This is a genomic window from Jejuia sp. G7-7 (assembly GCF_055808955.1).
Window position 1 is genome coordinate 1,925,506 of sequence record NZ_JBVVSZ010000001.1, and the last position, 19,384, is coordinate 1,944,889.

A 19,384-nucleotide genomic window follows, 5' to 3' on the forward strand; every position below is an offset into this window, starting at 1 on the left:
GTTTGCGGCATGAAATATCAAGATAATATTGAACAAGTTGCTGCATTGCAACCTGATTATCTTGGGTTTATATTTTATGAAAAATCCGCAAGAAACTTTGATACTGAATATATTCCAGAGTTACCAAACTCAATTAAAAAAACAGGTGTTTTTGTAGATACAGATATAGATGTTGTTATTAAAATAGTTAGCAAACACAATTTACAAGCAGTTCAATTACACGGAAAGGAATCTCCTGAATATTGTGACGATTTAAAAAATCGTCATACTGAACTTGTTTCAGCATCTCATAATTTAGAGATCATCAAAGTTCTTTCTATAAAAGATGAATTCGACTTTAGTATTCTAAAACCCTATGAAAACACATGTGATTACTTCCTTTTCGATACTAAAGGCAAACACCCTGGTGGCAACGGTTATACTTTCAATTGGAATGTATTAAATAATTATCCTTCAACTAAACCTTTCTTTTTGAGTGGTGGATTAGGATTAAATGAAGTTGAAAAAATTAATCAATTTGTAAACAGTAAAGCATCAAAATATTGCTATGCTTTAGATGTAAATAGCAAATTTGAAATTGAACCTGGATTAAAAAATATTGAAGATTTAAAAACATTTAAAAAGAACCTAAATACAGTTCTAGACAATATTAAAGAAATAGTTATGAATTATAACGTAAATGAAAAAGGCTACTACGGAGAATTTGGCGGTGCATTCATCCCAGAAATGCTTTACCCAAATGTAGAAGAGTTACGCCAAAACTATTTAAAAGTAATGGCAGAACCTGAGTTTAAAAAAGAATTCGACCAACTTTTAAAGGATTATGTAGGTCGTCCTTCTCCTCTCTATTTTGCAAAACGCCTTTCGGAAAAATATAATACAAAAATTTACTTAAAACGGGAAGATTTAAATCATACAGGTGCTCATAAAATCAACAATACTATCGGACAGATTTTAATGGCGAAGCGTTTAGGTAAAACTAGAATTATAGCCGAAACTGGTGCGGGACAACATGGTGTGGCTACTGCTACCGTTTGTGCTTTAATGGGATTAGAGTGTATTGTGTATATGGGAGAAATTGATATTGCACGACAAGCACCAAACGTAGCTAGAATGAAAATGTTGGGCGCTACAGTAGTACCTGCATTGTCTGGAAGTCGTACGCTTAAAGACGCAACTAACGAAGCGATTCGTGATTGGATTAACAACCCTGTGAACACACATTATATTATTGGTTCTGCAATTGGCCCACACCCGTATCCAGATATGGTAACGCGTTTTCAAGCTGTGGTGTCAGAAGAAATTAAATGGCAATTAAAAGAGCAAACAGGTAACGAAAATCCTGATTATTTAGTGGCTTGTATTGGAGGCGGTAGTAACGCCGCTGGAACTTATTACCATTATTTACACGAACCAGAAGTTGGCATTATTGCCGTGGAAGCCGCTGGTTTAGGCGTAGATTCTGGCGAGAGTGCAGCCACTTCTGTTTTAGGGAAGGAAGGTATTATTCATGGTTGTAAAACTTTGTTGATGCAAACTAAAGACGGACAAATTACTGAACCCTACTCGATTTCGGCTGGTTTAGATTATCCTGGTGTTGGCCCTATGCATGCGCATTTATGTAAAACGGGGCGTGCAGAATTTATGTCGATTACAGATGACCAAGCTATGAATGCTGGTTTAGAACTTTGCAAACTAGAAGGCATTATTCCGGCTATTGAAAGCTCTCATGCGCTTGCCATTTTTGAACAGAGAACCTTTAAACCTGATGATGTGGTGGTGGTTAGTTTATCTGGTAGAGGCGACAAAGATTTAGAAAATTATATAGATTATTTTAAAATTTAGAATTTGGGCGTTACCACAAGGGTCGGGCTTTCACGAGTCGCTCTCTGCGAGGAGCTCCAACAATCGCTCAATCCCTAACGCGGGTTTAGAACATTGATTAAAATTCATAGAAAAGAAAATGAACAGAATAAATCAAAAATTACAAGAAGACAAAAAATTACTGTCTATATATTTTACAGCAGGTTATCCAGATATTAACGATACCGTTTCTATAATCGAAGATTTAGAGAAAAATGGCGTTGATATGATTGAAATAGGCTTACCTTTTAGCGACCCATTAGCTGATGGTCCAACTATTCAAGATAGCTCGACAAAGGCGCTTAAAAACGGCATGACTACCGAGGTGCTTTTTGACCAATTAAAGGACATCAGAAAAACGGTTAATATTCCTTTGATTATTATGGGTTATTTCAACCCAATGTTTCAATATGGTGTTGAAGCATTTTGTAAAAAATGCCAAGAATTAGGGATTGATGGTTTGATAATTCCGGATTTACCTGTGGATGTTTACCACGAGGAATACCAAGCTATATTTGAGAAGTATGGATTAATAAATGTGTTCTTAATAACACCACAAACAAGTGATGAACGTATAAGATATATCGATTCTATTTCGAATGGGTTTATTTATATGGTTAGCAGCGCAAGTACTACGGGTGCACAATCTGGGTTTGGAAAGGAACAAACGGCATACTTTGAGCGTATTGCAAAAATGAACCTAAAAAACCAACAAATAATAGGATTTGGAATAAGCAATAATGAAACGTTTACACAAGCTACGCAATATGCTAAAGGCGCTATTATTGGAAGTGCTTTTGTGAAACATGTTACTAATGAAGGCATCGGTTCTATTGGTACTTTCGTAAATGAGATACTGCATGATTAATGAAAGACAAGGCATATTCAAATGGTTTTTAACCGTTTTAATAGATAATTATGCGAACTTTTCTGGTAGAGCAAGACGTCAAGAATATTGGATGTATGTCTTATTCTGGATACTTACTGTATTTGCAATTAATTTAGTTTCTATAGCACTCGAAGATTTTATTGATTTTGAATGGAATGCTGCTGTCATTGGTGTTTTTGCTTTAGCAACACTTATTCCTTGGCTTGCAGTTAACGTAAGACGGCTACATGATTCAGGTAAAAGCGGAGGCTACTTTTTTGTAAACTTCATTCCTATTGTTGGACGTATTTGGTACTTAGTATTAATGTGTACTGACGGAGAATATGGTTCAAATCGTTATGGCCCAGACCCAAAAAAACCTGAAATAAACGATGAAATTGATGATATAGGAAAACCTCTTTTAGAAGATTAGTTTTTAATCTAAAAAAATCATCTTTAATTAAACCTTTTAAAAATAAAATAGTCTAAATTATTCATTAATAACTTAAAAAATAAAAATGAAATTAAATACTTTAAAATTAGGTTTACTTACTGTTGGCTTATTTGCATTTTCTTTTGCTGCTTCTGCACAAGAAAAAAAGCACCAAACTTTGAAAAAATGCTTAAAAGATTTGATGCTAATAGTGATGGTTCTATTTCTTTAGAAGAATTTAAATCTGCAAAAAGAAAAAACGAAGTACCAGTTGAGAGACTTGAAAAAAACTACGCAAGATTAGATGCTGATGGAAATGGCGCTTTAACTCTAGCTGAACTAAAAGAAAACTGGGGAAAAGGCAAAGGCAAAAAGAAGAAAAAACAAGAATAGTTTTATATACAAAATTGAAAGGCTCAAGTTTAAACTTGAGCCTTTTTATTTAAAAATTAGTTTACTTTTTATTCTTTAACATTTTTAAGTACATATTTTCAACCTTAGTTCTTGCCCAAGGTGTTCTCCTCAAAAACTTTAAACTAGATTTTACTGATGGATTATCGGTAAAGCATCTTATTTTTATGATATAACCCATATATTCCCAACCATAATGGGCTACCAAATCGTTAATAATTTGTTCAAGCTTTATGCCGTGAAGTGGGTTATTGGGTTGAGATTCCATTTACAAGATTTTTAATTTTAATAGCTTTCTCAAAATGATCCAGTTTATGGGTTTGAATCCACCAAGTAGCAGCTTCCATTAATAATTCTGGATTATCATTTTTATTCTTAAAAAACGCATAAAAAGAAATACCAACATTTTCGCCTTTTGCGGCTATCTTTTTATTACAAACTTCTATGATTTTATCTTTTAAGACCTGTTGCATCTTATTATCTTCTTCTATCGCTGTTTCGATTCGGTCGTCTCGATTTATTACTACTTTTTGAGTTTCTATTAGAATTTCTATTTGAGTTTCGGTTTCTACCTTGACCTTGTTTTATTGGTGCTGTTGAAGCATTAGGATCGGGTTCAAAACCTTCAACAATTTCTACTTCAATTCTCTCTCCTATTAATTTTTCTATATTTCTTAAAAAAGATGTTTCGTCTGCGCTTACTAATGAAATGGCTTGTCCGTTAGCTCCTGCTCTACCTGTTCTTCCAATTCTATGTACATAATCTTCAGAGATATTAGGCAATTCAAAATTAATCACATGTGGTAATAACGGAATATCCAATCCACGTGCAGCAATATCAGTAGCTACTAAAACACGTAGGCGTCCACTTTTAAAACCTGCCAACGCTTTTGTTCTTGCTCCTTGGCTTTTGTTTCCATGAATAGCCGCAGCTGTAATCCCTGATTTCACCATTTTTTCACAAAGTCTGTTGGCGCCATGTTTAGTTCTTGTAAAAACTAAAACTTGTTTCCAATTGCCCTCAGAAATTAGCTTAATAATTAAACCAGTTTTTTTACCTTTTGCAACACGATATACTTTTTGAGTAATGGCTTCAACCGTCGTGTTTTCTGGAGTTGCTTCAACTTGTACTGGATGATTTAAAATACCATGTGCCAGCTTCTTGATCTCTTTTGAAAAGGTTGCCGAAAACATCAGATTCTGACGTTTATCTGGCATCGAATTAATTACCTTTTGAATATCTCTTAAAAAACCCATATCCAGCATACGATCGGCTTCATCTAAAACAAAAATTTCGATACGTTTTAGTGATAATAATCCTTGATTTTGTAAATCTAATAAACGCCCAGGAGTAGCTACTAAAATATCTACGCCTTGACGAATTGTTGCAACCTGTGGTTTTTGATTTACGCCTCCAAAAATAACGGCACTTCGTAAGTTTAAAAACTCGCTATATTCTCTAACATTAGCGTAAACTTGTGCTGCTAATTCTCGTGTTGGTGTTAAAATTAACGCACGTATTGGTCTGAATTTTTGTTTTGGATTTTCAGAAAGTATGTGTAACAATGGTAATGTAAAACCTGCCGTTTTTCCAGTTCCTGTTTGTGCTGATGCTAATACATCTTTACCTTCTAAAACTGCTGGAATTGCTTTTTGCTGAATTGGACTTGGGGTTGTGTATCCTTTTTTGCTAACTGCTTTTAGCAAGGCTTCGGATAAGCCTAAAGATTGAAATGACATATAAATTGTTTAGTAACCCATTATTGGGCATTTTGAGATGACAATTTATTTTGAAAATACCACCTCCTTTATTTAAGCTGCGAATGTACGCCTTATTTTCTGGGAAAATTTCAATATCAACTTTATTATTATTTTGGATTTATACAGAATTCCATAAATCTCTGATGGCATCTAAATCCTTTTTCATAGTTGCGAAAATCTCTTCTTTGGAAATAGAGATTGTCTTCCCGCCATGTTCGGCACCTCCTAGATCATATTCACAATGCAATGATACAGGCACATTTATATTATAGGCCTTTAATAATTTAAAATAGGCTTTAAAATCGACCATCCCTTTACCAATTGGTACATTTTGTAGTACCCATTTCCCTTTTTCTGTACCCATAAAAAATCTTTGAGTACCAGGGTATTTATTTTAGGTTTTATAAGCCTCAACCCTGTTTGCCATGATTGACCACCCTCAACGGTGGCATGTCTAATGTCGTATTGACAGCCTAAATAATTATTATCTACGCCTTTTAGCATTTCGTGAATTTCCCAAATTGCAGCGCCTACATGAGGTCCAGCATGGTTTTGGTATGCCCCTTTAATTCCTAGTTCTTCATTTAAAACAGACAATGCTTTTACTTGATCTGCAATATTTGAAATAGATTCTGTAATTGATGTATCTTTTGAATACCGATAATACCCTAATCTATAAAATTTCACACCTAATACAGCGGCTGTTTCTAAAACATCCCTTGTAAATTCTTCAGTACTTGACAAGATACCTGATGTCATCATTTTTGGCTGAAAACCCGCATTTTTAATCGCTTCAATTGCCTTGGGCAAATCATCTTTAACCCGTTCTGGAAGTACATGTCCTTTTGGTCTTACTGATAAATCTACGCCGTTAAATCCCATTTCTGCAGCAGCATTAGCCATATCAGTATAGTTTAAAAACTGTAAATGTTTTGAAAATATATGTATATCTAAACCTGATAGTTCTGATTGAACTGTTGCACAAGATTGTGAAAACCCATTTAAAGCAAGCATCGTTCCTATACCAGCTAATGACGATTTTTCAATAAAACTTCGTCTTGTAATATTCTTTTTGTCCATATTATTCTTGTCTTAAATAAGCGAATAAATCGCGAATTTCTTGTTCGGTCATGCTATCTGTTAAACGCTCGGGCATTAATGATGTTTTTTGAGCTTCCATAGCAACTATTTCATCTTTACTCAAAGTAACTGCATTACCTCCAAGTTGCTGAACAATAACCTTATCTTCACTTCTATCTTTTAATGTGCCTACTATAACTTGGCCATCTTTCTTTTTTACTACATAATTTACATAACCCTCCCTAATATCTGCATTAGGATCTACAATATTTAAAACCATATAGTTGGTATTACTTCTATCATAACCACTCAAATCTGGACCAATTTCTCCACCTTTACCATTCATTTTATGACATGCTGCACAATAATTAGTATACAAAGCCATACCATTATCAATAGCACCACTTCCATTTGAAAGTGCGTTCTTAATTTTTAAAACTGCGGCTGTTTTCTCTTCTGAAGTTGAGATTTTCACATCTGGCCAAAGTTCATCTACTATTTTATCAATAGTATCGTCTTGAAGTAATTTAAACTGTTGGACGATATCTAATGGTACTTCCGATTTTTTTATTTGTTTTATACTATAGATGATGTTCAAAAAAGATTTTGCCCAATCTGGTCTGCTTGCAAAAAGTCTAAACGCAGCTTCTCTCAAATCTAAATCTGCTCTAATTTTATGATTATAAGCACTAGCCAAACGTTCTCCTATTTCTTTATTTTCATAATGACCAAGTGCGTCAAAACAGGCCATCCTGATAGATACTGAATTGTTATTATCCTCAGCTAATTTTAATAATATCGGAACAGCATTTGGCTGATCAATTTCCCCCATCAATTTAATATATGTAACACGTTCTAAAGGGTTTGCATTTTTATCAGCAATAATTTTAAGTGCAGCTTCTACAGCTTTAGGTTTGTTTTGTTTGATTGCAAAAGATAACTTCCCTTGACCAAACTTGGATTCATAGTTTGTAATAATGTCTTTCAATTTACTAGGAATAGTAGATAAATCACGACCTCTAATACCTTCTTGTAAGCCAATCATCAACTGTTTGGTGTGTACATCTTTTGGCGCTAATTCAAATAATTTAATCGCCGTAGCATAATTGTCTTCACTTGATGGTAAAATGTAACGCTGCATCAAACGTTCTAAAACTACGTCTTTTACCAATGTTGAATTCCAAAGCGCATCATCTTCGAATAGAGCCAATAGTAAATCACGTCCACTTTCTGCTTTAGATTCTACTGCCCACCAAATAAACATTCGGTTGTCTGAATCATTAGCTGTAGTTTCATTTAATAATAGGTTCTTTAGTATTGGTATTGCTTGTTGTGCTGGTAATCGTTTTGCAGAAGATGCTAATTGGCTAATAACTTCTAAATGTATTTCAGAAGCTGCTAAATCTGCCATCTTTTGAACTAATTTATTTGAAGCCTGTTTTTTATCGCCAATAAGTCTTACTGTCCATAATCTTACAAAAGGATCTTGTTGAGTAAGTCCATAAAACGCTAGTGGTTCATCAAAACCGCCACAGTTATTAATTGCCCATAAATATTCTAACGTATACTGACTATCTCCTGAAGCTAAAAGGTATTTTAACTTTGGAATCATCGATACATCTCGCCTATCACCTATTAATCGTTGCGCTTGTTGTCTGAACCACTTATTTTTATGACTAAGCAAGCCTATTAATTCTTCATTAGTGTATGTACTCAGATCAAAAGGCTTTACTATCGTTTTATTTTTATTACGCAATCGGTACACACGACCCGATGATTTATGCCATGTATCTAAAGGATTTACATGCGACAATCTACTATCGCTCCAATCTGCTAAATACACACCACCATCTGGTCCTGCTTTAATATCTACAGGACGAAACCAATAGTCTTCTGTATGTAATATTTTTTCTTCATCTATGCATAAAAAATTTGAACCTTGTTCTTCAACACGAGTCATTCTTACAAAATTGTGTAAAGGGTTTAATGCTAAAATTTTATTATTATAACGTTCTGGAAGCGTGCCACCTTCATATTTTATAAAGGCATGTGTAAAACGAAACCGCTTCCCTTCTAACCCCATACCAGAAAGGTACCCAAAGGCATATGGATTTGTTAAAGGCCCATGTTTTCCCCAATTTTTTTTGTAGTAGCCACCTTGTTTGTAGTAATAACCGCGGTGGTTTTCATTAGTTCCAGAATACATTCGCCCTTTAGCATCAAACTCTGTATCAAATGTGTTACCACCACCCTCAGCAAAGACTTCAAATATTTTGGTTTCGGGATGGTATCTCCAAATTGCTTGTCCTTTAAAATGCACGTTTTTTGAAACAGCAGAATTAATAGTAGCAGTTGTTGTACTTCCTTGTGCTCCATACAGCCAACCATCTGGTCCCCAGCGTAAACTATTAGCAACGGCATGTGTATCTTCCAAACCAAATCCAGATAAATGTACTTCTGGATCACCTTCTGGAATACCGTCATCATTTTTATCATTGTAAGCGACGAGGTATGGAGGTGTTAAAACCCAAATTTTTCCACGCCCCCAAGTTACTGCCGTAGTGATATTTAATCCAGAAATTACATCTACAGATTTATCATAAACACCATTGCCATTGGTATCTTCAAACATGGTAATTTTATCAGCGCCTTTTATGCCTTCAGCAGGCGGTTCTGGAATTTTATCAAAAACAACTCTTGCATGATTATCAATATCTACAACTTTAGAGCCTTCGGGGTAAGGGTATTGATTGTATTGAATTACCCAAAGTCTACCACGATGGTCAAAATTTATTTCTACAGGTTGGTTAATTTGAGGTTCTGACAACACCAAATCAATTTCTAAATCATCATTAAATTTAAAGCTCTTTAAGGTTTCTTCAGGTTTTGGCAAGCCTGAACTATCAGATTGAATACCCATACTTTGAAAAGAAGCCATATACGCTCTAATCTCTTCATTATCTGTGATTTCTTCTAGGGGAATATTTCTATTTAAAGGATACGTTTCTTTTTTGTCTTGGCATCTGTAAATGGTAATAATCACTACAACCATAAAAACAAAATACTTTTTTAATGATGACATCAATCGATTAATTTGTTACAATTTCGCAAATAATTATAAGATTTGAGGCATCAAATCCTCAGAATTATGCAATAAAAGTTTTTACAAGAATTCTCGATACTGCATCACTCGAAAATCAAACGTATTGAATTTTGAGTTTTTTGCTTTCATTTGTTTGTATAACGGCATTCTACTAATTGAAATATTTGCTGCTCCCGAACCTGATGTTAGTGAAACTGTTTTTATAATTCGTTTATCATTCCGAAATGAGTGCAACGATTGAGAAATCTCATCCTGATGTGATGTCTCACTCTTATTCGACATGACAGATAGTTCAAATTGATGTATTCGTGGTACTTCATTGGAAACTAACTCCAATTTCAAATTATATGTTTTTAAATGCTTTCTAAAAAAATATTCTGGTCCGTTTTTACTGTTTCCACCGGTAAATAATAAAGTATCAATATTTGGATATCGTTTCAAATAGCCAACAATATCTCGAAGCTTAATATTTTTCATTCCTAAATCTGAAGCATCAATTCTATCTCTTTCTGCGCTTTGAACAATGTCACAAACACCTATTTTGTGTTTAATAAGAAAAGCTTTTCGCTCTTCAATAGCTTCGTTAGAATTATTATAACGCAAATTCAGATTATGAATCTTATCAATAAATAGCCAAAGTGAATTGTAATAACTCCCATAACAAAAATTAACGTCTTTTTCTAAAAGGTTGCCTGTTGAAAACCTTGGTGGCGGTAATGTTCCAACAATTAATTTTGTTGAATCGTTTTGAATGAATGGTTTATATGGGTGTTTGTGAATAAACATTTATTTTTCTTGACTTTCGTCTTTAAACTTCTTATATTAAATAGAACTTAAATGTAAAGGAAATTATGGGAAAAGGCGATAAAAAAACAAAACGCGGTAAAATAAACCGAGGTACTTTTGGAGCAAGACGACCAAGAATAAAGAAAAAACCAAGTGTGGAACAACAAATAAACGTTGGTAATAAAGCAAAAGTGAAGTAATTACAATTTGTCCAAAAGTTTTTGAGCTTCGGCAATGGTTTTTCTGTATAACCTTTTGTTAGGTTTCGTCATGTGTTGACCTTCTGAAATAAGAGCTTCTAAAATCTCTTTAGCTTCTTCTGATTTATCCATGCTCAACAAGAAATTAGCATAAATTAAACGTTCGTTATAAAATGAAAAACGAATATCTATGGCGCTGAGATTTTCTTCAGCTTCTTCTGCTCTACCAAGTTTTTCTAGAGCTAACCCGTATAGAAATTGTGTTCTCGATTTTTTGAATTCGTTATGGTTTTTAATTTGTTCAGCGTAACTTACTATCCTTTTATGGTCTTCAATGTTATGAAATACTTCAATCATTTTCTGAATGACGTAAAAATCATTTTGCAAACTGCCATCTAATGCTTCTTTATAATTTTCAATTGCATTTTGGTAATCCCCTATTTCTAAATACGCATCGGCAAGATTTACTCTATTTTGGTATGATTCTGAAAATTCTAGTTGTTTTTCTAAGTCTTTAATTTTTTTGGTGGGATTGATAATGTTGGTAATTTCCGAAGTCAATTTTTCAGCATCGCGTTTGTTGTAAACTTGGGTTATTAAGTAAATAATACAGCCAATTAATGGCACGAAAAAGATTAAAATTGCCCAATAATAGGAATTTCTATTTTTATACATGTGGTATATACAATAGATTTGAAACGCAATTATAAAATAATAATACATTTACTTTTGAATTTTAAAAGTGGATTCCTAAGATTACAGAAAAAACAAATCTATCGAATAAAAACCAAATCGTTGTCTTTAGATAAATCTTCACTAAAACCATAATCCATATAATTAAAACCTTTTAAATCGTCTAAGGTTTGTGCGTTAGTATCCACAATATATCTTGCCATAGCACCACGAGCTTCTTTAGCAAAAAATGAAATTACTTTATATTGTCCATTCTTAAAGTCTTTAAAATTTGCAGTTACTACTGGTACTTTTAAAGCTTTTGTATCTACTGCTTTAAAATATTCGTTACTGGCTAGGTTTAAGAATAACTCATCATCTTCAAGTTCTTCGTTTAAAGCTTTTGTAATGTCTTTTTTCCAGAACTCGTATAGATTCTTTTTACACCCACAGGGAATTTAGTCCCCATTTCTAACCGATACGGTTGTATTAAATCAGTTGGTTTTAAAACGCCATATAATCCTGAAAGGATGCGGACAGTATTTTGTAGCGTGTCCAGTTTTTTATTTGGGATAGTGTAGGCATCTAAACCACGATACACATCACCATTAAAAGCATAAACTGCAGGTCTTGCATTATCTGAAGTGAATGGCAATTCCCATGATTGGTTACGCTCGTAATTGAGTTGACCCAAGGCATCAGAAATACTCATAAGTTTAGATAAACTTTTAGCCGATTTCTTTTTCAACAACTTATTTAAACGCTCTGATTGTTTTAAAAACTGAGGTTCGGTATGTTTTACCTTAGGTAATTCGGTTTCGAAGTTTAAAGACTTTGCGGGTGATAATACTAGTTTCATGAATCAAGCTATTTTTTCAACTCAAATTTACGATTACTAATTTACTTTTTAAATTTAAGATTAGAATTATTTATGATGGGGTTATAAACGGAATTTATTTGCTTGACTTTGTAAAAATTTTCAGCTATCTTCGTTTAACGTCGGATATAAGTCATTAAAACGACGCATATCCGCGGAACATTGTGCGTAATTTGAGAAACCACATAACTCAACCAAAAACATAGTTCACTCATTATGACTTTTGTAATAAAAAGAACCGAATTATTTTCGAGAATCTAAATAACTGAAAATGAAATTCTCGACTACTCTACTACTATTAATCTTTTCCATTGCAACATTCGGACAAGAAACCAAATCACCTAAAAATTTAGAAAAAGCAGTTTCTTATCTAAATAAACACGCTTCTGACAGTATTAAAAGTCTTATTAAGAGAAGTGGAAACGATACTATAAAAAAGATAAGTTATCCTTGGGGAGGAGAATACAAAACTATTTTTAATTGGACTGATAGAGATAATTACGGTTCAAGAATCGTAAAGTATTTGGATAATAAAGGTGTGTCACAACATCAAACAGAAATTATTTTAATTGCCTTTAAAGAATATTTAAACAATGGAGAATTTAATGAACAAAAGATAATTGAACCTTTTAAAAAATTAGAGTTCAAATGGAACGAGGAAAATAAAGTCAGATATACAACAGACAGTTTGAGAGGACACTATATTCCAAGAGACCTTGATGATGCAATAAACTCACTAAATAATATTTATTCAGACAGCTTAAAAGCAGAAATTACAAAACTTGCCGAAAAAGACTATGTATATGGAAATTACAGATTCGGAATTGGATTATGGATGAGGAATAACTGGCAACTTTGGGGAGGTTCTCGTCTTTCTAAATTTTTTAGAGACAATAAAATAGGTCATCCAGAATCAATGTCTGTTGTGATTTTAGAAAGCTTTTACCGTTCTTTAAAGAATGAAGATATCAGATTTAAGGAACAAGTAAAAGAATATGTAGAATGGGAAGAAAAAGCAAAAGCGGATGAATTAGAACGAGAGAAAAAAGAATTGGAAGAAAAGAAAGAGACATTCGCTGAATTTAATATTGGCGATGTTTTGGAGTTCAATTATAACTATGAATTTACGAGCCAAAGTCAGGAAGACAAATGGATGGACGACACTTGTATTGTTAAAGGTATTCTAATTGAGAAAGATGCAGAAAATTTAAAAATCAATGTCAAAGTTATTGAAAGTTGCGATAGAAAAGGAATAGTAATTTACAATAATGATAACATTCGAATTTTGAACGAGGAAACAAAAAAATGGACTCGACCAGAGAAAAGAATAGTAAAGTATTTAAAGAAAGGAAAAACTGCGTGGTTTGAAGTTGATGATTGGGATTTGGAATAAAAACTACGCACAACAATGTGTATAATTCATTGCTAGTTATAGCCTACTTACGAAAGTCCTCGCGGACTTTCTATCTGTGATTTATTTGCTAACTTTAGTGCTTAAACCACGCAACGAAATCATACACTAGACCGTTAAACGAATATTCAAAATCAATTCAAATTTTTCAAATCAGTTCCATACTTCGCGTTAAGGATTGAAGCGGCATCCTTTTTTAAAACTTTAGAAGCGATGAATTTTGATTTAGAACAATAATTTAACAGATTGCCACGTCCCTCACTCCTCGCAATGACGCTTAAAAAAGATATAGCGGAAAGCCTGACCCCTTTTTGGGGTAACGCCCAAATAATTTAAAATAGATCTGATGAGATCCTGAATCAAGTTCAGGATGACAAAAAATTACAATTCTTGATACTTAGAATACCCACGCCATTTTTCGATACATTGCACCATATCGTCTGGAATTGGGGTTTCAAAACGCATAAATTCTCCTGTAGTAGGGTGTTTAAACCCTAAGGTTTTGGCATGGAGTGCTTGACGCGGTAATATCTTGAAACAATTGTCTACAAACTGTTTGTATTTGGTAAATGTGGTGCCTTTTAAAATGGCGTCACCTCCGTAGCGAGCATCATTAAACAGGGTATGCCCAACGTGTTTCATGTGTACACGAATTTGGTGAGTACGTCCCGTTTCTAGTTTACAGGACACCAAGGTTACGTAGCCCAAACGCTCTAAAACTTTGTAGTGTGTCACGGCGGGTTTACCTTTTTCAGCTTCATCATCGAGATATACTGTATTTTGTAGTCGGTTTTTGGGGTGTCGCCCAATATTGCCTTCAATAGTACCTTCATCAGCTTCTACATTCCCCCAAACTAGGGCAACATATTCGCGCTCGCTGGTTTTTTTAGCGAATTGCAAAGATAAATGCGACATTGCTTGTTCGGTTTTTGCTACCACTAATAATCCGCTAGTGTCTTTATCAATTCGGTGGACCAAACCTGGGCGTTGACTAGAATTGTTTGGCAAATTATCAAATCTATGGATGAGTCCGTTTATTAAGGTTCCAGAATAGTTACCATGTCCTGGATGTACCACAATGCCCGCTGCTTTGTTTACCACTAATAAATCATCGTCCTCATACACAATATCTAGCGGCATGTCCTCCCCAACCAACAATTCTTCAAATGGTTTGTGAGCAAATAATACTTTAATATTATCTAAAGGTTTTACCTTGTAATTGGATTTTACAGGAACATCGTTTACTTGAATTCCGCCATATTTTGCTGCTGCCTGAATTTTACTACGGGTGGCATTTTCTACAAAATTCATTAAGTATTTATCGATACGTAAAAGTGCTTGTCCTTTATCTACCGTAAAAGCGTAGTGCTCGTGTAGATTATCTTCTTCGGGTAATTGTGGTCCGTGTTCTTCCATGCTGTGGCATTAGTTTCTCTAATACTAAGGACGGTTTCCGTTACCTAATACCAAGTCTATTTTAGAGGTCTTTGGTAATTTATCTCCAGAATTTATGGTTTTGCCTTTATACTTTAATTGCAACACAATATCTTTTCCTAGATTGTCTACATAAGTAATTTTACCAACTTTAAAACCTAAGGCTTCTAAATTTGGTTTTGCCTGTCTGTAAGTACGCTCGCGTAAATCTGGAACTAAAATTTTACGGTAGCCAGATGGATTTAACGTGAGGTATATTTTGCGATTTTCCTTTACTTTTGTACCCTCAATTGGTTCTTGTTCTATCACAGAAAACTTTGGGTAATTTGGATTAAAATTAGCAGAATCTTGAATTTGCATGACCAAATTATTTTCTTTCAACTCAATTTCGGCAACACTTACAGATTTGCCTGTTAAATTTGGCACCGTTTCAAATTCGCCATGATTAGTATGAGATTTTAACCACTTTAATATTAAAAAACAGATTACCACTACTGCAACTATGGCTAATACTAATTGTTTTAAAAATGTTTTACTGAAAATAAATTTAACGATACTCATTCAAATATTTTTCGATTAGGCAAATATACTCAAAAACAAATAGGTTTTTTAGATTTTTAGAGACAGTTGATTTTTTCTTCATCAAGGCTAAATTTTCAATCATAGCCTTAGCTACGGTTTAAAATTTTAACGCAGAGAAAGAGAAAAACAACACATATAAAAGACTAAAAACTGTTTTATTTTTAAGCATAAAACAGAACTGTTTTTTCTTTTGCTATTTATATGATAATTTAGCATAACATATAATAGATACGTTTTATTGTAATATTTAGATGGATATTAAATAACTTAATTAATAAATGAAAAAAAACATAGCCATAATCATGGGCGGTTATTCAAGTGAATATAAAATTTCTTTAACCAGCGGCAATGTGGTTTTTGAAACTTTAGACCGCACAAAATACAATCCGTATCGCATTCATATTTTTAAAGACAAATGGGTGTATGTTGATGAAGAAAACCTAGAATTCCCTATTGACAAGAATGATTTTTCTATAAATGTAGGTAGTTTTAAAACTACTTTTGATTGTATTTTTAATGCTATTCATGGCTCTCCAGGAGAAGATGGTTATATGCAAGGTTACTTTGAATTATTGGAAATTCCGCATACCAGTTGCTCTATGTATCAAGCCGCTACAACGTTTAATAAACGTGATTGTTTGAGCATTTTAAAACCCTATGGCGTAAAAACGGCAGAAGCTTATTATTTAAATTTAGGGGATGCTATTGACGAAACGGCTATTGTTCAAAAAGTTGGTTTGCCTTGTTTTGTTAAGGCTAATAAAGCTGGTAGTAGTTTTGGAGTTTCTAAAGTTCATAAAAAAGAAGACTTACAAAACGCAATTGATGTAGCATTTAAAGAAGATGATGAGATTATTATAGAATCGTTTTTAGACGGTATAGAAGTTTCGGTTGGTGTGATTACCTATAAAGGAGAAACAAAAGTTTTGCCAATTACTGAAATAGTTTCAGAAAATGATTTCTTTGATTACGAAGCGAAATACTTAGGAAAATCTCAAGAAATTACCCCTGCCCGATTAACTACCGAACAAGAAATTAAAGTTACTGTATTAGCAAAAAAAGTATATGAGGTTTTAAAAATGAAAGGGTTTTCTAGAAGTGAGTATATTTTTAAAGATGGAGAACCTCATTTATTGGAAATAAACACAATACCTGGACTTACTAAAGAAAGTATTTTACCGCAACAAGCTGCTGCTGCTGGCATTTCTTTGAGTGATTTATTTGATAGTGCGATTGAAGAGGCGCTAAGGCTCTCTTAATCACTTCCACCATGTCAGGAAAATACTCAACAACAAAAAATTAACCACAAACCAAACTTATGATATTTTACGGCACCAATTCTTCAAGATTAAAAGAGGGACAACTTCGAAATGTTGAATGTCCAAATTGTAATGAACAAACATCTATGAATTATAATGTGTTTGGGAAGTATTTTTACTTGTATTGGATTCCTGTTTTTCCAACAGGGAAAGAAAATATTTTAGAATGCAATAATTGTAAAAAAACTTATAAATTAAAAGAATTACCACAACGTATAAAAGATAAATTTGAGTTAGAAAAACACAAAGGTGTACATCTTTTACATTTTAGTGGTTTAGCTATTATAGTATTAGCTATCAGCTACTTTACCTATTCTAGCTCTAAACATAAAGAATTGGAAGCTGAGTATATAAAAGCACCAGTAATTGGAGATGTGTATTCCTTAAAATCTGAAGCTGCTGGACATTATACTACAATGAAAGTTACAGGTGTAAAAGAAGATAGTGTTTTTGTAGTTTTCAATGATTATGAAATTGATAAACGTACAGCTATTGATAGGATTGATAAAAGTGAAAATTACACTACTGGTCTAGATGGCTACACAAAAGCTGAACTCCAAATGTTATATGCTGATGATGAGATTTTTGCAATTGAAAGAGATTAATCTCCTCTAACCCCTTCAAAGGAGGGAAACTACATCTAAACAAAGATTTGTATATTTACCCCATAACAGTTTCTCCCGTTTTGGGGAGATTAAGACGGGCTTCTATTTTATGAAACGTGCAATATTCCCAGGATCATTTGATCCATTAACTTTAGGACATTTAGACATCATTAAACGTGGTGTTACACTTTTTGATGAAATTATTGTGGCCATTGGCGTAAATGCCGATAAGAAATATATGTTTTCTCTTGAAGAACGCCAACAATTTATTGAAGATGCTTTTAAAGATGAGCCTAAAGTAAAAGTAGTGACTTATGAAGGTTTAACGGTTGATTTCTGTCTAAAAAATGATGTAGAATTTATTCTAAGAGGTTTAAGAAACCCTGCCGATTTTGAATTTGAAAAAGCAATTGCACACACCAACAGAGACCTTGCGCCTATTGAAACTATATTTTTATTAACTTCTGCCGACACCTCTTATATTGCTTCTTCTATTGTGCGAGATGTTATTCGAAATAATGGGGATTACACTAAGTTGGTTCCTGATAGTGTTCGGGTAAAATGAAACTCTCAGAATATCTTAAGAGTATAAAACCAATGGCGGACAAAAAAGCTGACCAAATTGCCTGTTTTTTTAAAAAGAGGTCCATTCTAAACACACACTACTCATACAAGATGGAAAAACAAGTAAAAAATCTTATTTTTTAGAATCTGGAATTATTCGATGTTATATTATTGATTTAGAAGGCAATGAAGTGACTACTAGATTTTATTCATCACCAGATTTTTTAAACGATTATTTATCTTTTTTTGATCAAAAGCCAAGTGAAGAAAATTATGAACTTCTTACAGACTGCAAGCTTTACAGTATTAATTATGACGATATGCAATACTGCTTTCATAATATTCCTGAGTTTAGGGAATGGGGCAGAATGTTACTAACTCTAAATTACGTCTATATCAACCGTAGAATGATTTCTTTTCATAAAGAAACAGCTCAAAAGCGTTATAAAAAACTTTTAAATACTCATCCAGAAATTATTCAAAAAGTGCCTTTAAATATTATTGCTTCATTTTTAGGCATCACTAAATATTCTTTAAGTCGCATTAGAAAAGAAGTATCCTAAAATATATAGAGTTGCCTTATGGCAATTTATAATCCTTTAAGTTAATCCATCTTTGTAAAAAACAATTATGGATTTATCAATAACCTCAGTACCTGCATGGATTTCCATTTTATTTGTAATCTGTTTTGGTACAGTTCCTGTTTTTTTAATTGCTAATACAATAAAAAGTGCTAGTCTAAAAGCAAATATCAAAATTGGATTAGCTATTAGTAAAAGAACCATTATTTTCTTTTGGTCATATTTTGTTATTATAGCCTTAATATCACTTACAGGATTCTTTACCAAGAATGTATTACCGCCTCGAATAATTATACTTACCGCTCTTCCACTTTTCTTATTCTATTTGTTTTACATTCAAAAAACTGAATGGTTTAAGTTAATTTTTAATCATATTAAACTCGAACAATTAGTTTTTATTCATCTTTTTCGTTTTGTTGGTATTTTCTTTTTTTGGCATATGCTCATGATGCTATTCCAAAGGATTTTGCTTTTATTGGAGGTATTGGAGATATTTTAACTGCCATATTAGTCTTTCCTGTTGTTTTTGCACTCAAGGCTAAATTATCATATTCAAAAAAATTAGTTTGGGTTTGGAATAGTATTGGTCTTTTAGATATATGCGCTGTACTATTAACTGCTATAATTATTACTAAAAATGCTATTGGTAACAATCAAACAGGTGTTCAAGAATTTGGAACCTTTCCATTTAGTTGGATTCCAGCTTTTGCACCAGCTACTATCATTTTCTTGCATATTTTAATTTTTAAAAAATAAAAATGATGGAAGCTGTATCTTAAATTGAATTTAACAATAGTCTAAAAGTGTAACATTCTTGTCAAATTATCTACATAT

At 33.1% G+C, this 19,384-nt stretch carries 21 protein-coding genes and 3 pseudogenes; 12 read left to right on the forward strand and 12 right to left on the reverse strand.

Annotation, left to right across the window (positions count from 1 at the left end):
• Positions 1 to 9: 9 nt before the first annotated feature.
• From AC0L5U_RS09410 to AC0L5U_RS09430, 5 genes and pseudogenes are all read left to right on the forward strand, one after another.
• Positions 10 to 612: pseudogene (locus tag AC0L5U_RS09410) on the forward strand (phosphoribosylanthranilate isomerase); the annotation flags it as partial.
• A 51-nt stretch (positions 613 to 663) separates the two neighbouring features.
• Entirely contained in the window at positions 664 to 1,845 is a 1,182-nt protein-coding gene (gene trpB / locus AC0L5U_RS09415) for a tryptophan synthase subunit beta (protein ID WP_473416239.1), read from the forward strand.
• 118 nt (positions 1,846 to 1,963) lie between these two features.
• Positions 1,964 to 2,731 carry a tryptophan synthase subunit alpha gene (gene trpA / locus AC0L5U_RS09420; RefSeq protein ID WP_473415991.1) on the forward strand — a complete coding sequence of 256 codons (768 nt, stop codon included), beginning with the start codon at positions 1,964 to 1,966 and terminating at the stop codon, positions 2,729 to 2,731.
• Positions 2,724 to 3,164: a DUF805 domain-containing protein gene (locus AC0L5U_RS09425; protein ID WP_473415992.1), complete on the forward strand. Its 441-nt coding sequence runs from the start codon at positions 2,724 to 2,726 to the stop codon at positions 3,162 to 3,164. The genes trpA and AC0L5U_RS09425 overlap by 8 nt, the downstream gene beginning before the upstream one ends.
• A 135-nt stretch (positions 3,165 to 3,299) precedes the next feature.
• On the forward strand, positions 3,300 to 3,557 hold the full coding sequence (locus AC0L5U_RS09430) for an EF-hand domain-containing protein (RefSeq protein ID WP_473416240.1): 258 nt from the start codon (positions 3,300 to 3,302) through the stop codon (positions 3,555 to 3,557).
• 61 nt (positions 3,558 to 3,618) lie between these two features.
• Here AC0L5U_RS09430 and AC0L5U_RS09435 read toward each other — a convergent pair whose 3' ends face one another.
• The 7 genes from AC0L5U_RS09435 to AC0L5U_RS09465 all read right to left on the reverse strand — a co-directional run bounded on the left by AC0L5U_RS09435 (position 3,619) and on the right by AC0L5U_RS09465 (position 10,305).
• Complete coding sequence (locus AC0L5U_RS09435; protein WP_473415993.1) at positions 3,619 to 3,843, reverse strand: VF530 family protein; 225 nt, start codon at positions 3,841 to 3,843, stop codon at positions 3,619 to 3,621.
• A complete protein-coding gene (locus AC0L5U_RS09440; RefSeq protein WP_473415994.1) occupies positions 3,824 to 4,048 on the reverse strand; it encodes a DUF6500 family protein in 225 nt (74 codons plus the stop codon). The genes AC0L5U_RS09435 and AC0L5U_RS09440 overlap by 20 nt, the downstream gene beginning before the upstream one ends.
• A 4-nt stretch (positions 4,049 to 4,052) precedes the next feature.
• Positions 4,053 to 5,315 (reverse strand): DEAD/DEAH box helicase, encoded by a 1,263-nt coding sequence (locus tag AC0L5U_RS09445; RefSeq protein ID WP_473415995.1) that lies wholly within the window; start codon positions 5,313 to 5,315, stop codon positions 4,053 to 4,055.
• Positions 5,316 to 5,454: 139 nt separating this feature from the next.
• Positions 5,455 to 5,646 (reverse strand): hypothetical protein, encoded by a 192-nt coding sequence (locus tag AC0L5U_RS09450; RefSeq protein WP_473415996.1) that lies wholly within the window; start codon positions 5,644 to 5,646, stop codon positions 5,455 to 5,457.
• Complete coding sequence (locus AC0L5U_RS09455) at positions 5,613 to 6,416, reverse strand: sugar phosphate isomerase/epimerase family protein (RefSeq protein WP_473415997.1); 804 nt, start codon at positions 6,414 to 6,416, stop codon at positions 5,613 to 5,615. The genes AC0L5U_RS09450 and AC0L5U_RS09455 overlap by 34 nt, the downstream gene beginning before the upstream one ends.
• A gap of 1 nt (position 6,417) precedes the next feature.
• Positions 6,418 to 9,498, reverse strand: coding sequence for a PVC-type heme-binding CxxCH protein (locus tag AC0L5U_RS09460; RefSeq protein ID WP_473415999.1), 3,081 nt, complete (start codon positions 9,496 to 9,498; stop codon positions 6,418 to 6,420).
• An 81-nt stretch (positions 9,499 to 9,579) separates the two neighbouring features.
• On the reverse strand, positions 9,580 to 10,305 hold the full coding sequence (locus AC0L5U_RS09465) for a uracil-DNA glycosylase family protein (RefSeq protein ID WP_473416000.1): 726 nt from the start codon (positions 10,303 to 10,305) through the stop codon (positions 9,580 to 9,582).
• Between the two features lie 65 nt (positions 10,306 to 10,370).
• Between AC0L5U_RS09465 and AC0L5U_RS09470 the strand changes: the two genes are divergently transcribed.
• Complete coding sequence (locus tag AC0L5U_RS09470; RefSeq protein WP_473416002.1) at positions 10,371 to 10,505, forward strand: 30S ribosomal protein THX; 135 nt, start codon at positions 10,371 to 10,373, stop codon at positions 10,503 to 10,505.
• Here AC0L5U_RS09470 and AC0L5U_RS09475 read toward each other — a convergent pair whose 3' ends face one another.
• Together AC0L5U_RS09475 and yaaA are read right to left on the reverse strand one after the other, a co-directional pair.
• A complete protein-coding gene (locus AC0L5U_RS09475) occupies positions 10,506 to 11,180 on the reverse strand; it encodes a hypothetical protein (protein ID WP_473416003.1) in 675 nt (224 codons plus the stop codon).
• Between the two features lie 98 nt (positions 11,181 to 11,278).
• A pseudogene (gene yaaA / locus AC0L5U_RS09480) lies at positions 11,279 to 12,036 on the reverse strand (peroxide stress protein YaaA).
• A 289-nt stretch (positions 12,037 to 12,325) separates the two neighbouring features.
• Between yaaA and AC0L5U_RS09485 the strand changes: the two are divergent.
• The gene (locus AC0L5U_RS09485; RefSeq protein ID WP_473416006.1) at positions 12,326 to 13,447 is read left to right on the forward strand and encodes a DUF6794 domain-containing protein; all 1,122 of its coding nucleotides are present in this window, start codon (positions 12,326 to 12,328) and stop codon (positions 13,445 to 13,447) included.
• Positions 13,448 to 13,846: 399 nt separating this feature from the next.
• Here AC0L5U_RS09485 and AC0L5U_RS09490 read toward each other — a convergent pair whose 3' ends face one another.
• On the reverse strand, positions 13,847 to 14,881 hold the full coding sequence (locus AC0L5U_RS09490) for an RluA family pseudouridine synthase (protein ID WP_473416007.1): 1,035 nt from the start codon (positions 14,879 to 14,881) through the stop codon (positions 13,847 to 13,849).
• 24 nt (positions 14,882 to 14,905) lie between these two features.
• Entirely contained in the window at positions 14,906 to 15,460 is a 555-nt protein-coding gene (locus tag AC0L5U_RS09495) for a PASTA domain-containing protein (RefSeq protein ID WP_473416008.1), read from the reverse strand.
• Positions 15,461 to 15,759: 299 nt separating this feature from the next.
• On the opposite strand from AC0L5U_RS09495, the gene AC0L5U_RS09500 reads away from it, so the two are divergent.
• The 4 genes and pseudogenes from AC0L5U_RS09500 to AC0L5U_RS09515 form a co-directional block, all read left to right on the forward strand.
• The gene (locus AC0L5U_RS09500) at positions 15,760 to 16,740 is read left to right on the forward strand and encodes a D-alanine--D-alanine ligase (RefSeq protein WP_473416010.1); all 981 of its coding nucleotides are present in this window, start codon (positions 15,760 to 15,762) and stop codon (positions 16,738 to 16,740) included.
• A 59-nt stretch (positions 16,741 to 16,799) separates the two neighbouring features.
• Positions 16,800 to 17,405, forward strand: a complete 606-nt coding sequence (locus AC0L5U_RS09505; protein WP_473416011.1) for a zinc-ribbon domain-containing protein — start codon at positions 16,800 to 16,802, stop codon at positions 17,403 to 17,405.
• A gap of 109 nt (positions 17,406 to 17,514) precedes the next feature.
• A complete protein-coding gene (gene coaD, locus AC0L5U_RS09510) occupies positions 17,515 to 17,970 on the forward strand; it encodes a pantetheine-phosphate adenylyltransferase (protein WP_473416012.1) in 456 nt (151 codons plus the stop codon).
• 97 nt (positions 17,971 to 18,067) lie between these two features.
• A pseudogene (locus AC0L5U_RS09515) lies at positions 18,068 to 18,532 on the forward strand (Crp/Fnr family transcriptional regulator); the annotation flags it as partial.
• Between the two features lie 36 nt (positions 18,533 to 18,568).
• Here the strand turns inward: AC0L5U_RS09515 and AC0L5U_RS09520 are convergent.
• On the reverse strand, positions 18,569 to 18,754 hold the full coding sequence (locus tag AC0L5U_RS09520; protein WP_473416013.1) for a hypothetical protein: 186 nt from the start codon (positions 18,752 to 18,754) through the stop codon (positions 18,569 to 18,571).
• 228 nt (positions 18,755 to 18,982) lie between these two features.
• Between AC0L5U_RS09520 and AC0L5U_RS09525 the strand changes: the two genes are divergently transcribed.
• Entirely contained in the window at positions 18,983 to 19,306 is a 324-nt protein-coding gene (locus AC0L5U_RS09525; RefSeq protein ID WP_473416014.1) for a hypothetical protein, read from the forward strand.
• The last annotated feature ends 78 nt before the right edge of the window (positions 19,307 to 19,384 follow it).

Coding starts and splice junctions, on each gene's coding strand:
- AC0L5U_RS09455 (WP_473415997.1), bottom strand. CDS start 6,416: ATGGACAAAAAGAATATTACAAGACGAAGTTTTATTGAAAAATCGTCA.
- AC0L5U_RS09450 (WP_473415996.1), bottom strand. CDS start 5,646: ATGGTCGATTTTAAAGCCTATTTTAAATTATTAAAGGCCTATAATATA.
- AC0L5U_RS09460 (WP_473415999.1), bottom strand. CDS start 9,498: ATGTCATCATTAAAAAAGTATTTTGTTTTTATGGTTGTAGTGATTATT.
- AC0L5U_RS09490 (WP_473416007.1), bottom strand. CDS start 14,881: ATGGAAGAACACGGACCACAATTACCCGAAGAAGATAATCTACACGAG.
- AC0L5U_RS09465 (WP_473416000.1), bottom strand. CDS start 10,305: ATGTTTATTCACAAACACCCATATAAACCATTCATTCAAAACGATTCA.
- AC0L5U_RS09505 (WP_473416011.1), top strand. CDS start 16,800: ATGATATTTTACGGCACCAATTCTTCAAGATTAAAAGAGGGACAACTT.
- trpA (WP_473415991.1), top strand. CDS start 1,964: ATGAACAGAATAAATCAAAAATTACAAGAAGACAAAAAATTACTGTCT.
- AC0L5U_RS09485 (WP_473416006.1), top strand. CDS start 12,326: ATGAAATTCTCGACTACTCTACTACTATTAATCTTTTCCATTGCAACA.
- AC0L5U_RS09435 (WP_473415993.1), bottom strand. CDS start 3,843: ATGGAATCTCAACCCAATAACCCACTTCACGGCATAAAGCTTGAACAA.
- AC0L5U_RS09470 (WP_473416002.1), top strand. CDS start 10,371: ATGGGAAAAGGCGATAAAAAAACAAAACGCGGTAAAATAAACCGAGGT.
- AC0L5U_RS09440 (WP_473415994.1), bottom strand. CDS start 4,048: ATGCAACAGGTCTTAAAAGATAAAATCATAGAAGTTTGTAATAAAAAG.
- AC0L5U_RS09425 (WP_473415992.1), top strand. CDS start 2,724: ATGATTAATGAAAGACAAGGCATATTCAAATGGTTTTTAACCGTTTTA.
- AC0L5U_RS09500 (WP_473416010.1), top strand. CDS start 15,760: ATGAAAAAAAACATAGCCATAATCATGGGCGGTTATTCAAGTGAATAT.
- AC0L5U_RS09475 (WP_473416003.1), bottom strand. CDS start 11,180: ATGTATAAAAATAGAAATTCCTATTATTGGGCAATTTTAATCTTTTTC.
- coaD (WP_473416012.1), top strand. CDS start 17,515: ATGAAACGTGCAATATTCCCAGGATCATTTGATCCATTAACTTTAGGA.
- AC0L5U_RS09495 (WP_473416008.1), bottom strand. CDS start 15,460: ATGAGTATCGTTAAATTTATTTTCAGTAAAACATTTTTAAAACAATTA.
- AC0L5U_RS09520 (WP_473416013.1), bottom strand. CDS start 18,754: ATGGTTCTTTTACTAATAGCTAATCCAATTTTGATATTTGCTTTTAGA.
- trpB (WP_473416239.1), top strand. CDS start 664: ATGAATTATAACGTAAATGAAAAAGGCTACTACGGAGAATTTGGCGGT.
- AC0L5U_RS09445 (WP_473415995.1), bottom strand. CDS start 5,315: ATGTCATTTCAATCTTTAGGCTTATCCGAAGCCTTGCTAAAAGCAGTT.